The sequence below is a fragment of the Streptomyces sp. NPDC030021 genome (genome assembly GCF_055574035.1).
The window spans coordinates 372,139-388,344 of record NZ_JBVIAH010000007.1; the positions used below are offsets into that span (position 1 = coordinate 372,139).

At 71.2% G+C, this 16,206-nt stretch carries 18 protein-coding genes; 6 read left to right on the forward strand and 12 right to left on the reverse strand.

The features are described from left to right. Window positions 1-9 precede the first annotated feature (9 nt). Window positions 10-867 carry a deoxyribonuclease IV gene (locus tag ACZ4YL_RS17045; RefSeq protein WP_351156243.1) on the forward strand — a complete coding sequence of 286 codons (858 nt, stop codon included), beginning with the start codon at window positions 10-12 and terminating at the stop codon, window positions 865-867. A 92-nt stretch (window positions 868-959) separates the two neighbouring features. Continuing rightward, the gene (locus tag ACZ4YL_RS17050) at window positions 960-1,508 is read left to right on the forward strand and encodes a DUF4396 domain-containing protein (protein WP_468117223.1); all 549 of its coding nucleotides are present in this window, start codon (window positions 960-962) and stop codon (window positions 1,506-1,508) included. A 47-nt stretch (window positions 1,509-1,555) separates the two neighbouring features. Here ACZ4YL_RS17050 and ACZ4YL_RS17055 read toward each other — a convergent pair whose 3' ends face one another. After that, entirely contained in the window at window positions 1,556-2,188 is a 633-nt protein-coding gene (locus ACZ4YL_RS17055; RefSeq protein WP_030010526.1) for a sulfite oxidase-like oxidoreductase, read from the reverse strand. A gap of 173 nt (window positions 2,189-2,361) precedes the next feature. Between ACZ4YL_RS17055 and bfr the strand changes: the two genes are divergently transcribed. Further along, window positions 2,362-2,838 (forward strand): bacterioferritin, encoded by a 477-nt coding sequence (gene bfr, locus ACZ4YL_RS17060; RefSeq protein ID WP_030010525.1) that lies wholly within the window; start codon window positions 2,362-2,364, stop codon window positions 2,836-2,838. A gap of 6 nt (window positions 2,839-2,844) precedes the next feature. Here bfr and ACZ4YL_RS17065 read toward each other — a convergent pair whose 3' ends face one another. Both ACZ4YL_RS17065 and ACZ4YL_RS17070 read right to left on the reverse strand, forming a co-directional pair. Next, window positions 2,845-3,102, reverse strand: coding sequence for a (2Fe-2S)-binding protein (locus ACZ4YL_RS17065; RefSeq protein ID WP_037884228.1), 258 nt, complete (start codon window positions 3,100-3,102; stop codon window positions 2,845-2,847). A 182-nt stretch (window positions 3,103-3,284) separates the two neighbouring features. Next, window positions 3,285-4,640 carry a class II 3-deoxy-7-phosphoheptulonate synthase gene (locus ACZ4YL_RS17070; protein WP_301371659.1) on the reverse strand — a complete coding sequence of 452 codons (1,356 nt, stop codon included), beginning with the start codon at window positions 4,638-4,640 and terminating at the stop codon, window positions 3,285-3,287. A 340-nt stretch (window positions 4,641-4,980) separates the two neighbouring features. Between ACZ4YL_RS17070 and ACZ4YL_RS17075 the strand changes: the two genes are divergently transcribed. Further along, window positions 4,981-6,882, forward strand: coding sequence for an anthranilate synthase family protein (locus ACZ4YL_RS17075; protein WP_468117226.1), 1,902 nt, complete (start codon window positions 4,981-4,983; stop codon window positions 6,880-6,882). A 3-nt stretch (window positions 6,883-6,885) separates the two neighbouring features. Here ACZ4YL_RS17075 and ACZ4YL_RS17080 read toward each other — a convergent pair whose 3' ends face one another. The 6 genes from ACZ4YL_RS17080 to ACZ4YL_RS17105 form a co-directional block, all read right to left on the reverse strand. Further along, complete coding sequence (locus tag ACZ4YL_RS17080) at window positions 6,886-7,206, reverse strand: hypothetical protein (protein WP_468117228.1); 321 nt, start codon at window positions 7,204-7,206, stop codon at window positions 6,886-6,888. Window positions 7,207-7,292: 86 nt separating this feature from the next. Beyond that, window positions 7,293-8,288: a 2-hydroxyacid dehydrogenase gene (locus tag ACZ4YL_RS17085; RefSeq protein ID WP_468117229.1), complete on the reverse strand. Its 996-nt coding sequence runs from the start codon at window positions 8,286-8,288 to the stop codon at window positions 7,293-7,295. Window positions 8,289-8,354: 66 nt separating this feature from the next. Further along, window positions 8,355-9,383, reverse strand: a complete 1,029-nt coding sequence (locus tag ACZ4YL_RS17090) for a 6-phosphofructokinase (protein WP_468117292.1) — start codon at window positions 9,381-9,383, stop codon at window positions 8,355-8,357. A 166-nt stretch (window positions 9,384-9,549) separates the two neighbouring features. Beyond that, window positions 9,550-10,257, reverse strand: a complete 708-nt coding sequence (locus ACZ4YL_RS17095) for a response regulator (RefSeq protein ID WP_167745553.1) — start codon at window positions 10,255-10,257, stop codon at window positions 9,550-9,552. Further along, entirely contained in the window at window positions 10,254-11,471 is a 1,218-nt protein-coding gene (gene macS / locus ACZ4YL_RS17100) for a MacS family sensor histidine kinase (protein ID WP_468117230.1), read from the reverse strand. The genes ACZ4YL_RS17095 and macS overlap by 4 nt, the downstream gene beginning before the upstream one ends. A 38-nt stretch (window positions 11,472-11,509) precedes the next feature. Then, window positions 11,510-12,247 (reverse strand): lysophospholipid acyltransferase family protein, encoded by a 738-nt coding sequence (locus tag ACZ4YL_RS17105; protein ID WP_468117231.1) that lies wholly within the window; start codon window positions 12,245-12,247, stop codon window positions 11,510-11,512. 155 nt (window positions 12,248-12,402) lie between these two features. Between ACZ4YL_RS17105 and ACZ4YL_RS17110 the strand changes: the two genes are divergently transcribed. After that, window positions 12,403-13,182 carry an alpha/beta hydrolase gene (locus ACZ4YL_RS17110; protein WP_376114961.1) on the forward strand — a complete coding sequence of 260 codons (780 nt, stop codon included), beginning with the start codon at window positions 12,403-12,405 and terminating at the stop codon, window positions 13,180-13,182. Further along, the gene (locus ACZ4YL_RS17115; RefSeq protein ID WP_468117232.1) at window positions 13,175-13,780 is read left to right on the forward strand and encodes a hypothetical protein; all 606 of its coding nucleotides are present in this window, start codon (window positions 13,175-13,177) and stop codon (window positions 13,778-13,780) included. Before ACZ4YL_RS17110 ends, ACZ4YL_RS17115 begins: the two co-directional genes overlap by 8 nt. Before the next feature lie 85 nt (window positions 13,781-13,865). Here ACZ4YL_RS17115 and ACZ4YL_RS17120 read toward each other — a convergent pair whose 3' ends face one another. The 3 genes from ACZ4YL_RS17120 to ACZ4YL_RS17130 form a co-directional block, all read right to left on the reverse strand. After that, window positions 13,866-14,615 carry an endonuclease/exonuclease/phosphatase family protein gene (locus ACZ4YL_RS17120; protein WP_468117234.1) on the reverse strand — a complete coding sequence of 250 codons (750 nt, stop codon included), beginning with the start codon at window positions 14,613-14,615 and terminating at the stop codon, window positions 13,866-13,868. 83 nt (window positions 14,616-14,698) lie between these two features. Further along, window positions 14,699-15,640 (reverse strand): ROK family glucokinase, encoded by a 942-nt coding sequence (locus ACZ4YL_RS17125; RefSeq protein ID WP_327262095.1) that lies wholly within the window; start codon window positions 15,638-15,640, stop codon window positions 14,699-14,701. A gap of 61 nt (window positions 15,641-15,701) precedes the next feature. After that, complete coding sequence (locus tag ACZ4YL_RS17130; protein ID WP_468117236.1) at window positions 15,702-16,166, reverse strand: DUF5304 domain-containing protein; 465 nt, start codon at window positions 16,164-16,166, stop codon at window positions 15,702-15,704. Window positions 16,167-16,206 lie beyond the last annotated feature (40 nt).

Consider the following 16,206-nt stretch of genomic DNA (forward strand, 5'->3'; position numbering starts at 1 on the left):
GCCGTAGTGATGCGCAATCCAGTGGGCGGGCACGTCCCCGTCGCCGGGGGGCTCGCCTCGGTCGGCCTGACCTACGCCCGGGAGATGGGGGCGGAGGCCGTCCAGGTCTTCGTCGCCAATCCGCGCGGCTGGGCCACTCCGGTCGGCAATCCGGCACAGGACGAACGGTTCCGGGCGGAGTGCGCGGCCGAGTCCATCCCCGCGTACGTGCACGCCCCGTATCTGATCAACTTCGGCTCGCACACCGAGGCGACCGTGGAGAAGTCGGTGGAGTCGCTGCGCCACTCGCTGCGCCGCGGCCGGGAGATCGGTGCGCTCGGGGTGGTCGTGCACACCGGGTCGGCGACCGGTGGCCGCCCGCGGGAGGCGGCGTACGCGCAGGTCAGGGAGCACATGCTGCCGCTGCTCGACGAGCTGACGCATGACGACGACCCGTTCCTGCTGCTGGAGTCCACGGCCGGGCAGGGCTCCTCGCTGTGCTCGCGCACGTGGGACTTCGGGCCGTACTTCGAGGCGCTCGACCACCACCCGAAGCTGGGGATCTGCCTGGACACCTGCCACATCTTCGCGGCCGGTCACGATCTGGCGGAGCCGGGCGGGACGAAGGTGATGCTGGACCTGCTGGTGGACACGGTGGGCGAGGGCCGGCTGAAGCTGGTCCACGCGAACGATTCCAAGGAGGGCGTCGGCGCCCACAAGGACCGGCACGCCAACATCGGCCAGGGGCACATCGGCCGGGACGCCTTCGCGGAGCTGTTCACGCACCCCGCGATGGACGGTGTCCCGCTGATCACCGAGACGCCCGGCGGCAAGGAAGGGCACGCGGCGGACGTCGCGCTGCTGAAGGAGCTGCGCGGCCCGCAGTGATCCGCCGGTCCCTTGAGGAATACCCCTAGGGGGTATACGGTTCCGTCCTGTCGACGGGACCGCAGCCCGGCGTTCCCACGAGGGGGGTTGTCATGGAGCACATGCACGAGGGGCGTGAGGGTCACGAGCCCCGCGAGGGGCACCACGGCCACGGGCCCGCACACGAGCACGACGCACCGGCACCCGCGCACGGCGCCGGCGGCCCGGTCAGCTGGGGCACGGCCGCCCGTGCCACCCTCCACTGCCTCACCGGCTGCGCCATCGGCGAGGTGCTCGGCATGATCATCGGTACCGCGCTGGGCTGGGGGAACGTCCCGACGATGATCCTGGCGATCGTCCTCGCGTTCTTCTTCGGCTACGCGCTCACCCTGCGCGGGGTCCTCGCCGCCGGCGTGGACCTGCGTACGGCCATCCGGGTGGCGCTGGCCGCGGACACCCTTTCGATCGCCGTCATGGAGCTGATCGACAACGGGGTGATCGCCCTGTGGCCCGGCGCGATGGACGCGCACCTGTCGGAGCCGCTGTTCTGGATCGTCCTGGCGATCTCACTGGCGGCCGCCTTCGTGATCACCACACCGGTCAACAAGTGGATGATCGGCCGCGGCAAGGGTCACGCGGTCGTGCACCGGTACCACCACTGAGCGCGGGGCGCCCCACCGCGAGCCCGGCACGACCGGCACGACACCCCCTAGAGTTCGGGGCCCTCCCCGGGCTCCTCCTGGTACGAGTAGCGCTGCTCGCGCCACGGGTCGCCGATGTTGTGGTAGCCGCGCTCCTCCCAGAAGCCGCGGCGGTCGGCGGTCATGTACTCGATGCCGCGGACCCACTTGGGGCCCTTCCAGGCGTACAGGTGCGGGACCACCAGCCGTACCGGGAAACCGTGCTCGGCGGTGAGCAGTTCACCGCCCTCGTGGGTGGCGAAGACGGTCCGGTCGGAGGCGAAGTCGGCCAGCCGCAGGTTGGAGCTGAAGCCGTACTCGGCCCACACCATCACATGCGTGACCTGGGGGGCGGGGGGAGCCAGGGCGAGGACCTCACGGGCGAGCACACCGCCCCATTCGGCGCCCTGCATGCTGAACTTCGTGACGCAGTGCAGATCGGCCACGACGGAGTCGAACGGCAGGGCCGTGAACTCCTCATGGTTCCAGCAGTGCTTGTCCCCGTCGGCCGTCGCGCCGAAGACGCGGAACTCCCAGCGGTCCGGCTTGAACTTGGGTACGGGCCCGTAGTGGGTGACCGGCCAGCCCCTCTGCAGCCGCTGCCCCGGTGGAAGCTCCAGCTGCTCTGCTCCCGGAGATTCCCGGCTTTCCGGCTGACCCATGACTCCATGGTGACAGACTGCGCAGGGTGGTCATGACCAGGTCTTGGCCGATTCGGGCAAGTCGCCGTAACTCCCACTAAGGAGGCACTTACTGGACGGTCTCCGGTGGCGGTGCAAGGATGCGCGCAACTGCCCCGTCACATAGCTGACATTGCCTGGAAGGAGCCTCTGCGATGCAGGGCGACCCCGAGGTCCTTGAGTTTCTGAACGAGCAGCTGACCGGCGAGCTGACGGCCATCAACCAGTACTGGCTGCACTACCGCATCCAGGACAACAAGGGCTGGACCAAGCTCGCCAAGTACACGCGTGAAGAGTCCATCGACGAGATGAAGCACGCGGACAAGATCACCGAGCGCATCCTGATGCTCGACGGTCTGCCGAACTACCAGCGCCTCTTCCACGTGCGCGTCGGGCAGACGCTCACGGAGATGTTCCAGGCGGACCGCCAGGTCGAGGTCGAGGCCATCGACCGGCTCAAGCGGGGTATCGAGGTCATGCGCGGCAAGGGTGACATCACCTCGGCCCGGCTCTTCGAGGAGATCCTGGAGGACGAGGAGCACCACATCGACTACCTCGACACCCAGCTGGAGCTCATCGAGTCCCTGGGCGAGCCGCTCTACATCGCGCAGCTGATCGAGCAGCCGAGCTAACCGGCTCTAGGCCGCTTCCGCCAGCTCCGCCGAACGGGCCGCACCCGGCTCCGCGGCGAGCACGGCCGCCGTCTGGCCCTTCTCCAGCAGCTCCCGGCGGGGGCACGCCCCACGGCCGAGGATGCCCTGGATGGTGCGCACGCACGATCCGCAGTCGGTGCCGGCCTTGGTGGCCGAGGCGATCTGGCGCGGGGTGCAGGCCCCGGCAGCCGCGTGCTCCTTGACCTGCTTGTCGGTGACACCGAAGCAAGAGCAGACGTACACGCGGTTCACCTCCCAGGGTGGAATGGTTCAGCGGTTCAGCGGTTCGACGAGCCATCCCCATTTCGGTGAGGCTTACCTAACCGTACCCAAAGTTAGGGTCGCCTAAAAGACCTGGATACGACAGTGGGGCGCGGATCACATCGATCCGCGCCCCACTGTCGTACGAAGGTACTGACTGATCCCTACTGGTCGCGGTACATCTCGGCGACGAGGAACGCCAGGTCGAGGGACTGGCTGCGGTTGAGCCGCGGGTCGCAGGCCGTCTCGTAGCGCTGGTGCAGGTCGTCGACGAAGATCTCGTCGCCGCCGCCCACGCACTCGGTGACATCGTCACCGGTGAGCTCGACGTGGATGCCGCCCGGGTGGGTGCCGAGGGCCTTGTGGACCTCGAAGAAGCCCTTGACCTCGTCGAGCACGTCGTCGAAACGGCGCGTCTTGTGGCCGGAGGCCGCCTCGAAGGTGTTGCCGTGCATCGGGTCGGTGACCCAGGCGACGGTCGCGCCGGAGGCGGTGACCTTCTCGACGAGCTCGGGGAGCTTGTCGCGGACCTTGTCGGCGCCCATGCGGACGACGAAGGTCAGCCGGCCCGGCTCGCGCTCGGGGTCCAGGCGGTCGATGTACGTCAGGGCCTCGTCCACCGTGGTGGTGGGGCCCAGCTTGATGCCGATCGGGTTGGCGATCTGCGAGCAGAACTCGATGTGCGCGTGGTCCAGCTGGCGGGTGCGCTCACCGATCCAGACCATGTGGCCGGAGGTGTCGTACAGCTTGCCGGTACGCGAGTCGGTACGGGTCAGCGCGCCCTCGTAGTCGAGCAGCAGCGCCTCGTGCGAGGCGTAGAACTCGACGGCCTTGAACTCGGCCGGGTCGGTGCCGCACGCCTTCATGAAGTTCAGCGCGTTGTCGATCTCCCGCGCGAGCTGCTCGTACCGCTGACCGGACGGGCTGGACTTCACGAAGTCCTGGTTCCAGGCGTGCACCTGGCGCAGGTCGGCGTAGCCACCGGTGGTGAAGGCGCGCACCAGGTTGAGCGTCGAGGCGGACGCGTTGTACATGCGCTTCAGCCGCTCGGGGTCCGGGATCCGGGCCTCTTCGGTGAAGGCGAAGCCGTTGACGGAGTCGCCGCGGTAGGTCGGCAGGGTGACGCCGTCGCGGGTCTCGGTGTCCTTGGAGCGCGGCTTGGAGTACTGGCCCGCGATGCGGCCGACCTTGACGACGGGCACGGAGGCGGCGTACGTCAGGACGGCGCTCATCTGGAGCAGCGTCTTCAGCTTGGCGCGGATGTGGTCGGCGGAGACGCCGTCGAAGGCCTCGGCACAGTCGCCGCCCTGGAGCAGGAACGCCTCGCCCTTGGCGACGGCTCCCAGACGGGCACGCAGCTGGTCGCACTCACCCGCGAAAACGAGGGGAGGATACGACTCGAGGTCCGCGACGACAGCGCGCAGAGCCTCGGCATCGGGGTACGAAGGCTGCTGCGCCGCGGGAAGGTCTCGCCAGGTCGCCTTGGCGGCGGGGGCTTGGTTTTCAGCGTTCACGGTCACCTCGTACACATTACGGCGTCACACGCCGCGTTCGGCCCCCCGCCCACAACGTGAGACGAACCAGCTCAAAGGTCGCGGGCGCCCGGCGGAACGGAATCCATGGTTCAGCTCACGCCATGAGACAGATCCTGCCCCGCGGGGGCGGTCTGGGCTATGGTGCCCACCATGTACGCGCACTCGAACCAGAACTGGTGGTGGCCCGCTCCTGGCGGCCCACTTCTCGCGCGTACCTGAAGACACGCACGACGCGAAGGCCGCCCCGAGGGGCGGCCTTCCGCGTTTTCGACCACGTTGTCGGATCCCAGGGGCCGCTCCTCCCTCCGGAAGGACGCTCCGCCCCATGAACCCCAGCCGACCCGGCCGACTGAGCCGACTGCTCGACCCCTCCTGCCCGCCGTTCGCCCTGCTGCGCCGGCGGACGCCCGGCCGCGACCACGACACCGTCGAGGTGCTGATCGGGCAGGTGGGCGAGGTCGAACACCTCGCCGACCTGCCCGTCGGCGAGCTGCCCGCCCTCGCTCTGGTCCCCTTCCGGCAGATCCGGGAGCGCGGCTTCGACGTGCGCGACGACGGCACGCCGCTGAGCGTGCTGGTCGCCGAGGAGGGGTACGAGATCCCGCTCGCCGAGGCGCTGGCCGCGCTGCCGAGGCACCCGGTGCGGGTCGACGGCGGCGGCTTCGACGTCCCCGACGAGGAGTACGCGGCCACCGTCCGGCGGGTCATCGAGGACGAGATCGGCCGCGGCGAGGGCGCGAACTTCGTCATCCGGCGCACTTACGAGGGCCGCATCGGCGGATTCGGCCGGGCCGACGCGCTCGCGCTGTTCCGGCGGCTGCTGGAGGGCGAGCGGGGCGCGTACTGGACGTACGTCGTCCACACCGGGGAGCGGACCCTCGTCGGGGCCAGCCCCGAGGTGCACGTGCGGATGTCCGGAGGGACGGTCGTGATGAACCCGATCAGCGGCACCTACCGCTATCCGGCCGGGGGGCCGACGGCCGACTCCCTCCTCGCCTTCCTCGGCGACCGCAAGGAGACCGAGGAACTGTCGATGGTGGTCGACGAGGAGCTGAAGATGATGTGCACGGTCGGCGACATGGGCGGGGTCGTCGTCGGACCGCGGCTGAAGGAGATGTCCCACCTCGCGCACACCGAGTACGAGCTGCGCGGCCGGTCCTCGCTGGACGTGCGGGAGGTGCTGCGCGAAACCATGTTCGCGGCGACCGTCACCGGATCCCCCGTGCAGAACGCCTGCCGCGTCATCGAGCGGTACGAGGCCGGCGGGCGCGGCTACTACGCGGGCGCGCTGGCCCTGCTGGGCCAGGACCCCGCGGGGGCGCAGACCCTCGACTCCCCCATCCTGATCCGCACCGCCGACATCGCGGCGGACGGCACGCTGCGGGTGCCGGTGGGCGCCACGCTGGTGCGGCACTCGGATCCGGCGGGCGAGGTGGCGGAGACCCATGCGAAGGCGGCGGGGGTGCTGGCGGCGCTCGGGGTGCGGCCGGCCGCGCCGCGCCCGGCCTTCGAGGGGGCCCGGCTGGCGGACGACCCGCGGGTGCGTGCGGCCCTGGCGGCGCGCCGCCAGGACCTGGCGCCGTTCTGGCTGCGGATGCAGGAGCGGCCCGCGGTCCCGACCGGACACGCGCTGGTGGTGGACGGCGAGGACACCTTCACGGCGATGCTGGCCCACGTGCTGCGGGTGGCCGGGCTGGAGGTGACCGTACGCCGCTACGACGATCCGGGGCTGCGGGCTGCGGCCCTGGCCTGGGAGGGCCCGATCGTGCTGGGCCCCGGCCCGGGCAATCCGGCCGAGGCCGCGGACCCCAAGATGCGGATGCTGCGCGGGCTGGCGGCCGACCTGCTGGCCGGGCACCGCCACGGCCTGGTCGGGGTCTGCCTGGGCCACGAGCTGCTGGCGGCCGAGCTGGGCCTCCCGCTGATCCGCAAGGCGGAACCGGCGCAGGGGGCGCAGACCCGGATCGATCTGTTCGGGGCCGAGGAGGTGGTCGGCTTCTACAACACGTACACCGCGCACTGCGACGACGCGCTGGCCGCGCGGCTCGCCGCCGACGGGGTGGAGGTGGCCCGTGATCCGGCGACGGGCGAGGTCCACGCCCTTCGCTCCGCGGCCGGCTTCGCGGGGGTCCAGTTCCATCCGGAGTCGGTCCTCACCCTGCGCGGCGCGGACCTGCTGCGCGAGCTCCTGACGGGGGTCACGGCCGGGGTCCGAACCGCGTCCTAGGCTTCAGGCTTCCCCGCCCGGGGCGGCTGCCGCGCCGGGCGCAGGGGCCGTCCCCGCCGCCCGGCGGGCGAGAGCGGACCGGATCCCCTGCCACGACAGGATCGCCAGCAGCACCGGGGCCGCGACCACCAGGACGGAGAGCGCGCCAAGCGCCAGCCCGACGGACAGCACCACGCCCACGGCGTGGTCGGCGGCCTCCAGCCACGGATCGGTCCGCCGGCCGGCCTCGGCCCGGCGCGCCAGCTGCGCGGCGCGGTAGACGTACAGCAGTTGTACGGCGGCGAAGACGAAGAAGATCCAGCGGATCCAGTCAGGTATGTCCACGGTGTGAAGGTAGGCCCGCCGCCGCTCTCCGTCATGGACGGTGGGTGAACGCGGGCGGAAATCCCGGGGCGCTTTCGAGACGCCCCCTACTCGGGCGGGACCAGGGTGTTCTCGGAGCGGCGGCCCGCCAGGTAGTCGGCCACGTTGGTGACGGTCGTGTCGATGATCTGGCCCACCGCGTCCGTCGTGTAGTACGCCTGGTGGGAGGTCACCACGACGTTGGGGAAGGTGACCAGCCGGGCCAGGGTGTCGTCCTCGACGGCCTCCAGGGACTTGTCCAGGAAGAAGACGCCGGCCTCCGCCTCGTACACGTCCAGGCCGACGCCGGTGAAGCGGCCCGCCCGGAGCTCGTCGACCAGTGCGTCGGTGTCGATCAGTCCGCCGCGGCTGGAGTTCACCAGGATCGCGTCGTCCCGCATCCGGCGCAGCGCCGCCGCGTCGAGGATGCGGCGGGTGGACTCCAGCAGCGGCACGTGCAGGCTGATCAGGTCGGAGGAGGCGAGCAACTCGTCCTTGTCCACGTACGTCATGCCGAGCTCCAGGCAGGCCGGGTTCTGCACCACGTCCCAGCCCAGCAGGCGCATGCCGAAGCCGTGCGCGATCCGGGTGAACGCCTCGCCGATCTTTCCGGTGCCGAGCACACCGACCGTGCGGCCGTGAAAGTCCCGGCCCATCAGCCCGTTCAGCCGGAAGTCGAAGTCCCTGGTCCGGATCGAGGCCCGGACGATCCGCCGGTTGACGGCCATCGCGAGGGCCCAGGCGAACTCGGCGACCGAGTAGGGCGAGTAGGCGGAGACCCGGCTGATCGTCATGCCCAGGCGGCGGGCCTCGTTCAGGTCGATGTTGTTGAAGCCGGTGGACCGCTGGGCGATCAGCTTCGTCCCGCCCGCCGCCAGGACCCGCAGCACCCGGCCGTTCAGGTCGGCGTTCACACTGGAGGAGACGATCTCGTACCCGGCGGCGATCGGCGCTGTGTCCTCGTCGAGGAAGACGTCCAGGCAGCGGATCTCGTGCTGCCCCGCGAAGGCCTGCTCCAGGAGCGGCTTCTCGTCGGCGGTCACACCGAATGCCAGGATCTCCACGCTTGCTCCCGCACCTCGAACCATGGGCCGTTTGTCACCATACGGCCCATGGTGGCGGGTCGCCGCTCAGCCGAAGAAGACCCCGGCCTCCTTGTAGAGCGCGGGATCCACCGTCTTCAGCTTCGACGTCGCCTCCGAGATCGGTACCCGGACGATGTCCGTCCCCTTGAGCGCGACCATCTTCCCGAAGTCCCTGTCGCGCACCGCGTCGATCGCGTGCAGCCCGAACCGGGTCGCGAGCCACCGGTCGAAGGCGCTCGGCGTGCCGCCCCGCTGGATGTGCCCGAGCACCGTCGTACGGGCCTCCTTGCCGGTCCGCGCCTCGATCTCCTTGGCCAGCCACTCGCCCACGCCCGACAGCCGGACATGGCCGAAGGAGTCGAGGGTGCCGTCCTTCAGCACCATCTCCCCGTCCTTGGGCATCGCGCCCTCCGCGACCACCACGATCGGCGCGTAGCTCGCCCGGAACCGGGAGGTCACCCAGGCGCAGACCTCGTCCATGTCGAAGCGCTGCTCCGGGATGAGGATGACGTTGGCGCCGCCCGCGAGCCCCGAGTGCAGGGCGATCCAGCCTGCGTGCCGGCCCATGACCTCGACGACCAGGACCCGCATGTGGGACTCGGCCGTGGTGTGCAGCCGGTCGATGGCCTCGGTCGCGATGCCGACGGCGGTGTCGAAGCCGAAGGTGTAGTCGGTGGCGGACAGGTCGTTGTCGATGGTCTTCGGCACGCCGACGCAGGGGATGCCGTGCTCCTCGTACAGCCGGGCCGCGACCCCGAGGGTGTCCTCGCCGCCGATCGCGATGAGCGCGTCCACCTCGTGCTTCGCGAGGTTGTCCTTGATGTCGCGCACGCCGTTCTCCGTCTTGAACGGATTGGTGCGCGAGGAGCCGAGGATGGTGCCGCCGCGGGGCAGGATGCCGCGGACGGCGGGGATGTCGAGGGGGACGGTCCGCCCCTCGACCGCGCCCCGCCAGCCGTCCTTGAACCCGACGAACCCGCAGCCGTACTCCTGCTCGCCCTTGCGGACGACCGCCCTGATCACCGCGTTGAGCCCGGGGCAGTCGCCGCCGCCGGTCAGCACTCCGACCTTCATGGAATCTCCAATCGCCATGACGGTCACGCTAGTGGTGACGCAGGTCACAGCAAGGGGCCTGGAGAGGTCAATTCCGGTGGAATCGTGAGGCGTTGCGTACGCCCGTTCACTCGTACGAGGACGTAAGTACGATCGACGGGCGGTGCGGACGTCCCCCGGGCGGGTACTACGCGTCGTCGAGGCCGCGTTCTATGGCGTACCGGACGAGCTCCACCCGGTTGTGCAACTGCAGCTTGCCCAGGGTGTTCTGGACGTGGTTCTGCACGGTGCGGTGGGAGATGACCAGACGCTCGGCGATCTGCTTGTACGACAGCCCCTTGGCCACGAGCCGCAGCACCTCGGTCTCGCGGTCGGTCAGTTGCGGGGCCTTCGGCTCGTCGGAGGTGGCCGGCAGCGGATCGGTGGCCAGGCGCCGGTACTCGCCGAGCACCAGCCCGGCCAGGCCCGGGGTGAAGACCGGGTCGCCTGCCGCGGTGCGGCGGACCGCGTCGATCAGCTCCTGGGCACCGGCGGACTTCAGCAGGTAGCCGGTCGCACCGGACTTCACCGCCTCCAGGACGTCCGCGTGCTCGCCGCTGGCCGACAGGACCAGGACCCGCAGGGCCGGGTTGGCGCCGACCAGTTCCTTGCAGACCTGCACGCCCGGCATGCCCGGCAGGTTGAGGTCGAGGACCAGTACGTCGGGCGTGACGGCGTGGGCCCGGCGGACCGCCTCGGGGCCGTCGCCGGCGGTGGCGACGACGTCGAAGCCCGCGGCGGCCAGGTCGCGGGCGACCGCGTCCCGCCACATCGGGTGGTCGTCGACGACCATCACCCTTATGTCGTGCAGCTCGTTCGGCCTGTTCGGGTCGTTCACGTCGGTGCGCTCGCTCATCTCTTGTCCGTCCTCCCCCTGGGTACCTTCAGTTCCACTTCGGTGCCCTGCCCGGGAACGGACACCAGATCGGCGCTGCCGCCGAGATCGCGCAGCCTGCCGCGGATGGACAGGGCCACGCCCATCCGGCCCTCGCCCGCCGCCTGGTCGAGCCGGCCCGCCGGGATGCCGGGGCCGTCGTCGCGAACGGTCACGATCACCTCGTCGCCCCAGTCCTCGACGAGGATCCAGGCCCGCGCCCCTTCCCCGGCGTGCTTGCGCACGTTGTCCAGGGCGGCGCCGACCGCCGCGGCCAGTTCCTTCGCGGCGGGCACCGGCAGCGGCACCGGGGTGCCCGGCTCGGCGAAGCTCACGCGGGACCCGGCGTGCGGCGCGAGGAGCGTCCGCAGGTCCAGCTCACCATCCTCGGTGCCCGGCTCGTCGACCTCGTACGTGTCCACCAGCGCGCCGCGCGACTCGTCGCGGGAGACCCGGGAGGGCTGAACCAGCCCGCTGGAGACCAGCGTGCGCAGCGCCACCTCCTGCTCCCCCGCCATCCGGCCGAGCTCCTCGGCCTCGCCGCCCAGTTCGCTGCCGCGCCGCTGGACCATGGCGAGGACCTGGAGGACCCCGTCGTGGATGTCGCGGGCGAGGCGCTCGCGCTCGCGGGTGGCGGCCTCGATCTCCAGGGCGCGGGCGAGGGTGTTCTCACTGGCCCGGGCGACCTCGACCACGTAGCCGATGGCCACGGAGGCGACCCAGACGAGCAGGACGTTGTGCAGGGTGTCCCGGGTGGGCTGGCCGGTGTGGATGGCGAGGTTGGCGGCGGCCACGAAGGTGGAGGCGAAGCAGGCCCAGCGCCAGCCGCCCTTGATGGCGAAGGCGAGGACCGCGCCCGCCGTCCAGATGGTGGGGAGGGTGCTGCCGCCCGCGGCGATCCGCACCTGGGTGTCGGCGACCGGTGTGAGCGCGATGCCCACGATCGCGACGGTGAGGTCGGCGACGAGGAAGCCCTTGGTGCAGCTGGCGGCGTTCGCCACCTTGCGGGAGGTGGCGAGGGTCCAGACGGCGAGGAAGGCGAGGTAGCCGACCGCGACCCCGGGGCGCGGGAACTCCTTGTGCGCGGCGGCGAACAGCAGCGCCGCGTAGACCATGGTCAGCAGCCGGTACGCGGTCAGGGCACGCCAGAGCGGCTGCTCGACCGACATGCGTACGACGCGTTCGCGTTTCGCCATCTCCCCCACCCCTCGCGGGCGGCATCGCCCACGCGCAGCTACTCCGACGAGCCGTCGGCCTTCTCGGCCTTCTCCGCCTTGGCAGCCTTCTCGGCATCGGCGATCTGGCGCTTGGCCGCCGTCGCGTAGATGTCGACGTACTCCTGGCCGGAGAGCTTCATGATCTCGTACATGACCTCGTCGGTCACCGAGCGGAGGATGAAGCGGTCGTTGTCCATGCCCTGGTAGCGGCTGAAGTCCAGCGGCTTGCCGATCCGGATCCCCGGGCGCATCAGCTTGGGGACCACCTTGCCGGGCGGCTGGATCTTCTCCGTGTCGATCATCGCGACGGGGATCACGGGCGCACCGGTGGCCAGGGCCACGCGGGCCAGACCGCCGGGCTTGCCGCGGTAGAGGCGCCCGTCGGGTGAACGCGTGCCCTCGGGGTAGATACCGAACAGCTCTCCGCGCTCGATGACCTGGATGCCGCTCGCGATCGCGGCCTCGCCGGCCCCGCGGGCGCCGGACCGGTCCACCGGGAGCTGGCCGACGCCCTTGAAGAAGGCGGCCGTCAGCTTGCCCTTGACCCCCGGGGAGGTGAAGTACTCCGCCTTCGCGATGAAGGTGACCTTCCGGTCCAGCACCGCCGGCAGGAAGAAGGAGTCGGAGAAGGACAGGTGGTTGCTCGCGAGGATCGCCGGCCCCTCCGCGGGAATGTTCTCGAGGCCCTCCACCCACGGCCTGAAAGCGAGTTTCAGTGAACCGCCGATGGAGAACTTCATTGCGCCGTAGATCAACTCGAAAGCCTTCCTGTGTCTGTCGAACAGACCATATCCCGTGCCTACACCGGCAGGGGCCCGACGACCCTGGCCGGTGCCACCCCGGTCGCGTACGGTGAAGTCACACAGAGCAACGCACCCACCCGACGTACATCATGATCAAGGAGACCCTGGTGCCCGTCCTCCCTGGAGCCGAGCCGTTCCGCCACGAGGGCGGAGAGGTCGGCGTCCTCCTCTGCCACGGCTTCACCGGTTCCCCGCAGTCCCTGCGCCCCTGGGCCGAGTATCTCGCCGGGCGGGGCCTCACGGTGTCGCTTCCGCTGCTGCCCGGACACGGGACGCGCTGGCAGGACATGCAGCTCACGGGCTGGCAGGACTGGTACGCCGAGGTCGACCGCGCCCTGCGGGAACTGCTGGACCGGTGCGAGCAGGTGTTCGTCTTCGGGCTCTCGATGGGCGGGGCGCTGACCCTGCGGCTGGCGGCCAAGCACGGGGACGCCATCAGCGGCATCGTGCTCGTCAACCCGGCCAACAAGGTGCACGACCCGCTGGCCGTGACCCTGCCGGTGACCAAGCACCTCATCCGGTCGACGCCGGGCATCGCCAGCGACATCGCGAAGCCGGGATCGGAGGAGGTCGGCTACGACCGGGTCCCGACCCGGGCCGCGCACTCGCTGAAGAAGTTCCTGCAGCTCGTGGACACGGAGCTGCCGCAGGTGACGCAGCCGATGCTGCTGCTGCACAGCCCGCAGGACCATGTCGTACCGCCCGTCGACTCCGCGCGGGTGCTGGCCCGGGTCTCCTCGACGGACGTCACCGAGACCCTGCTGGAACAGAGCTACCACGTCGCGACGTTGGACCATGACGCGGAGCGGATCTTCGCGGACAGCTATGCGTTCATCGGCCGACTGGCGGAGAGCGTGGGCAGGGAGGGGGCGGAGGCCGGTGGCTGAGCACGAGGAGCAGTCGGGCGGGGTTCCGCCGCTGGACGAGGAAGCGGCGTGGGCGGCGATCGTCGCCGGGTACGGGCAGGAGCCGCCGGACCCGCCGGGGGCCCGGCCGTTCAGACCGATCGAGAACCTCCTCCTGCCGGAAGAGGACGTCAAGCCGCTGCCCGCGGAGTCCGGACCGGATCCGAAGGCCGATCCGAAGGCCGATCCGACGCCGGACCCGACGCCGGACGCGGAACCGGGTCCTGCGGCGGCGCTGGGCAGCTCCGTGGTCTTCGCCCCGGGCGTGGGCATGTCGGGTCCCCGGGACCACTCGCCGGCGGAGCCGAAGGACGACGACCTGACTCCGTCGGACGAGGGCCACTTCGTCCCCCCGGAGCCGGAGCTCCCGCCGGCGGACACGACGTCGAAGTTCGCGTGGCTGGCGGTCGTCGGCGGCCCGGTCCTGCTGCTGCTCGCGGTGCTCCTGCAGTGGGAGATGACCTGGTGGCTGACGACGCTGGGCATCGGCGGCTTCCTGGGCGGCTTCGCCACGCTGGTCGCACGCATGCAGCACGACGAGGATGACGACGACGACCCGGGCCGCGGCGCGGTCGTCTGACCGATCTCAGCCTCGCCGGCGTTTGAGGCGCTGTTTCAGCCTCGCCGGCGCTTGAGGCGCGGGGGTCCGGGGGCGGCGCCCCCGGCTACGGCGCAGCCGCCAGCCGGAGGGCCGCCAGCACCGGCAGGTGGTCGGTAGCCGACCGCAGGTCCGTGGTCGAGACCCCCGGCAGCCCCTCCGGGACACCGCAGGCCAGCACCTCCACCCCCTTCGTGGCGAACACGGCGTCGATCCGGCGGTCCGGCGCCGACGCCGGGAAGGTCGGTCCGCCGCCCCAGGGGGCCACCGCCCGGCAGTCCTGGAGCTCGGCGGCCAGCCGCCCGTACGCCGGCCCGTCCGGGCCCTCGTTCAGGTCGCCCGCGGCGATCGCGTACGGCACGTCCATGGCGGCCAGCCGGTCCAGCAGCAGCTCCGCGTGGGCCCGGCGCTCCGCCGCCTGCAGCGAGAGGTGCAGGGAGGCCAGCCCCACCCGCACGCCTCCGACCCGGATCACCGCCGTGGCGAAGCCCCTGCGGTGCAGGCCGGGGGTGCGCGGCAGCAGGACGTCCTCCGTCCGCTCCACGAAGACCCGCAGCGAGCACAGCAGCAGCGGCCCGGCCGCCGTCGCGCCCCCGCCCAGCACCACCAGGTCGCACTTGGCGGCCAGCCGTGCCGCGTGTTTGCGCCACCGGAAGAACCGGGGGGCCTCCTGCACGAGGACGAGGTCGGGCTCGCACGCCCGGATGACCCGGGCCAGCGCCTCCTCGTCGTCGCGCAGCGAGCGGATGTTGTAGCTGAGCACCCGGATCACGGCAGAACCGTCGGGCTCCGTACGGGACTTCGGCAGCTGGTCCATGCCCCGCAAGATACGCAGCCGCCCGCCACTCCCCCAAGGGGCGCGGCGGGCGGTACGCGTGGAAATAAAGGGTGAAGAAAGGCTCAGCCCTGGCGGGCCAGGTCGGCCGCGCCGACGAGTCCGGCCTTTCCGCCCAGCTGCGCGGCGAGGACCTGCGCGTGCGGACGCCAGGCGCCGCCGACCAGCCAGCGCTTGAAGGACTTGCGGATCGGGTCGAGGACGAGGTCGCCCTCGTCCGAGACCCCGCCGCCGACGATGAAGGCGGACGGGTCGAACAGCGAGGCCAGGTCGGCCAGTCCCGCGCCGGCCCAGCGGGCCAGTTCGCGGAAGGCGTCGATGGCCACCAGGTCGCCCTGCCGGGCGGCCTCGCTGATGTGCTTGCCCTCGATGCCCTCGGCGGTGCCGTCGCCGAGCGCGAGCAGGATCGCCGCGTTCTCGGGGGTGGCGTTGGCGCGCTGCTTCGCGTACCGGACGAGGGCGCGCCCGGAGGCGTACTGCTCCCAGCAGCCCTGGCTGCCGCAGCCGCACAGCAGGCCGTCCGGGACGACCCGGATGTGCCCGAACTCGGCGGCGACGCCGAAGCGTCCGCGCCGCAGCTTGTTGCCGATGATGATGCCGCCGCCCAGGCCGGTGCCGAGCGTGATGCAGATGACGTCCTCGTGGCCCTGGCCGGCGCCGAAGCGGTACTCGCCCCAGGCCGCGCAGTTCGCGTCGTTCTCGACGACGACGGGCAGGCCGATGCGCTGCTCGACCTTGTCCTTCAGCGGCTCGTGCCGCCAGTTGATGTTGGGCGCGAAGAGTACGGTCGCGCGCTTGTCGTCCACGTATCCGGCGGCGCCGATGCCGACGGCCTCGATGGTGTGGTTGCTGCTGACCTCGGAGACGGCGGCGCAGATGGCCTCCGTCACTCCGTCCGCGGTCGGCGGGGTGGGCACCTTGTACGTCTCAAGGATCGTGCCCTCTTCGTCGACCACGCCGGCCGCGATCTTCGTGCCGCCGATGTCGACGCCGATGGTGAGTCCCATTAGTCCCTCGGTTTCCGGTCAAACCCCGCCACGGCCAACGGTACCCGAGGCTTCCGGGGGATCAGTCGAGATCGATCCGCTCGGAGGGGCCGTCGTCGGGGCCGTCGTCCCGCGGGCCGTGGTCGTGGGACGCCTGCCGGGGAGCCGGGGGTTCGCCCCGCGTCCAGCGGCGCTCGTGGCCCTCGACGGCCGAGCGGTAGGCGGCGAGCAGTTCGGAGCCGGCGGCCGTGAGGTGGTCGATGACGTCCGGGTTGCGCTCGATGACGGGCTTGGCGGCGGTCTTGGCCTGGTCGACGATCTGGCGCACCGCACCCTGCGCGGCCGCGCCGAACAGCGGGTTGTTCAGCCCGGAGACCTTGTCGGCGACGGCTTCGAAGAGCTTGAACAGCTCCGCGGCGGCGGTGCCGGTGCCGCCGGCCGACGCCTGCTCCTGTCCGCGCAGGCGCTCCTTCTCGGCGGCGGCGTCCTCGGCGCAGGCCCTGGCCCAGGCGTCGTCGTCGGTGGGGCGGTCGGTGGCCTCGCTCATGGCGGACTCTCTCCTGCGGCGGCTGCTGGACGTGCGGTAC

Excerpts from the sequence above, each read along its gene's own strand:
- ACZ4YL_RS17075 (WP_468117226.1), top strand. The coding sequence starts at position 4,981 with ATGAACCCCAGCCGACCCGGCCGACTGAGCCGACTGCTCGACCCCTCC.
- bfr (WP_030010525.1), top strand. The coding sequence starts at position 2,362 with ATGCAGGGCGACCCCGAGGTCCTTGAGTTTCTGAACGAGCAGCTGACC.
- ACZ4YL_RS17090 (WP_468117292.1), bottom strand. The coding sequence starts at position 9,383 with ATGAAGGTCGGAGTGCTGACCGGCGGCGGCGACTGCCCCGGGCTCAAC.
- ACZ4YL_RS17050 (WP_468117223.1), top strand. The coding sequence starts at position 960 with ATGGAGCACATGCACGAGGGGCGTGAGGGTCACGAGCCCCGCGAGGGG.
- ACZ4YL_RS17095 (WP_167745553.1), bottom strand. The coding sequence starts at position 10,257 with ATGAGCGAGCGCACCGACGTGAACGACCCGAACAGGCCGAACGAGCTG.
- ACZ4YL_RS17045 (WP_351156243.1), top strand. The coding sequence starts at position 10 with ATGCGCAATCCAGTGGGCGGGCACGTCCCCGTCGCCGGGGGGCTCGCC.
- ACZ4YL_RS17130 (WP_468117236.1), bottom strand. The coding sequence starts at position 16,166 with ATGAGCGAGGCCACCGACCGCCCCACCGACGACGACGCCTGGGCCAGG.
- ACZ4YL_RS17055 (WP_030010526.1), bottom strand. The coding sequence starts at position 2,188 with ATGGGTCAGCCGGAAAGCCGGGAATCTCCGGGAGCAGAGCAGCTGGAG.
- ACZ4YL_RS17120 (WP_468117234.1), bottom strand. The coding sequence starts at position 14,615 with ATGGACCAGCTGCCGAAGTCCCGTACGGAGCCCGACGGTTCTGCCGTG.
- ACZ4YL_RS17125 (WP_327262095.1), bottom strand. The coding sequence starts at position 15,640 with ATGGGACTCACCATCGGCGTCGACATCGGCGGCACGAAGATCGCGGCC.
- macS (WP_468117230.1), bottom strand. The coding sequence starts at position 11,471 with ATGGCGAAACGCGAACGCGTCGTACGCATGTCGGTCGAGCAGCCGCTC.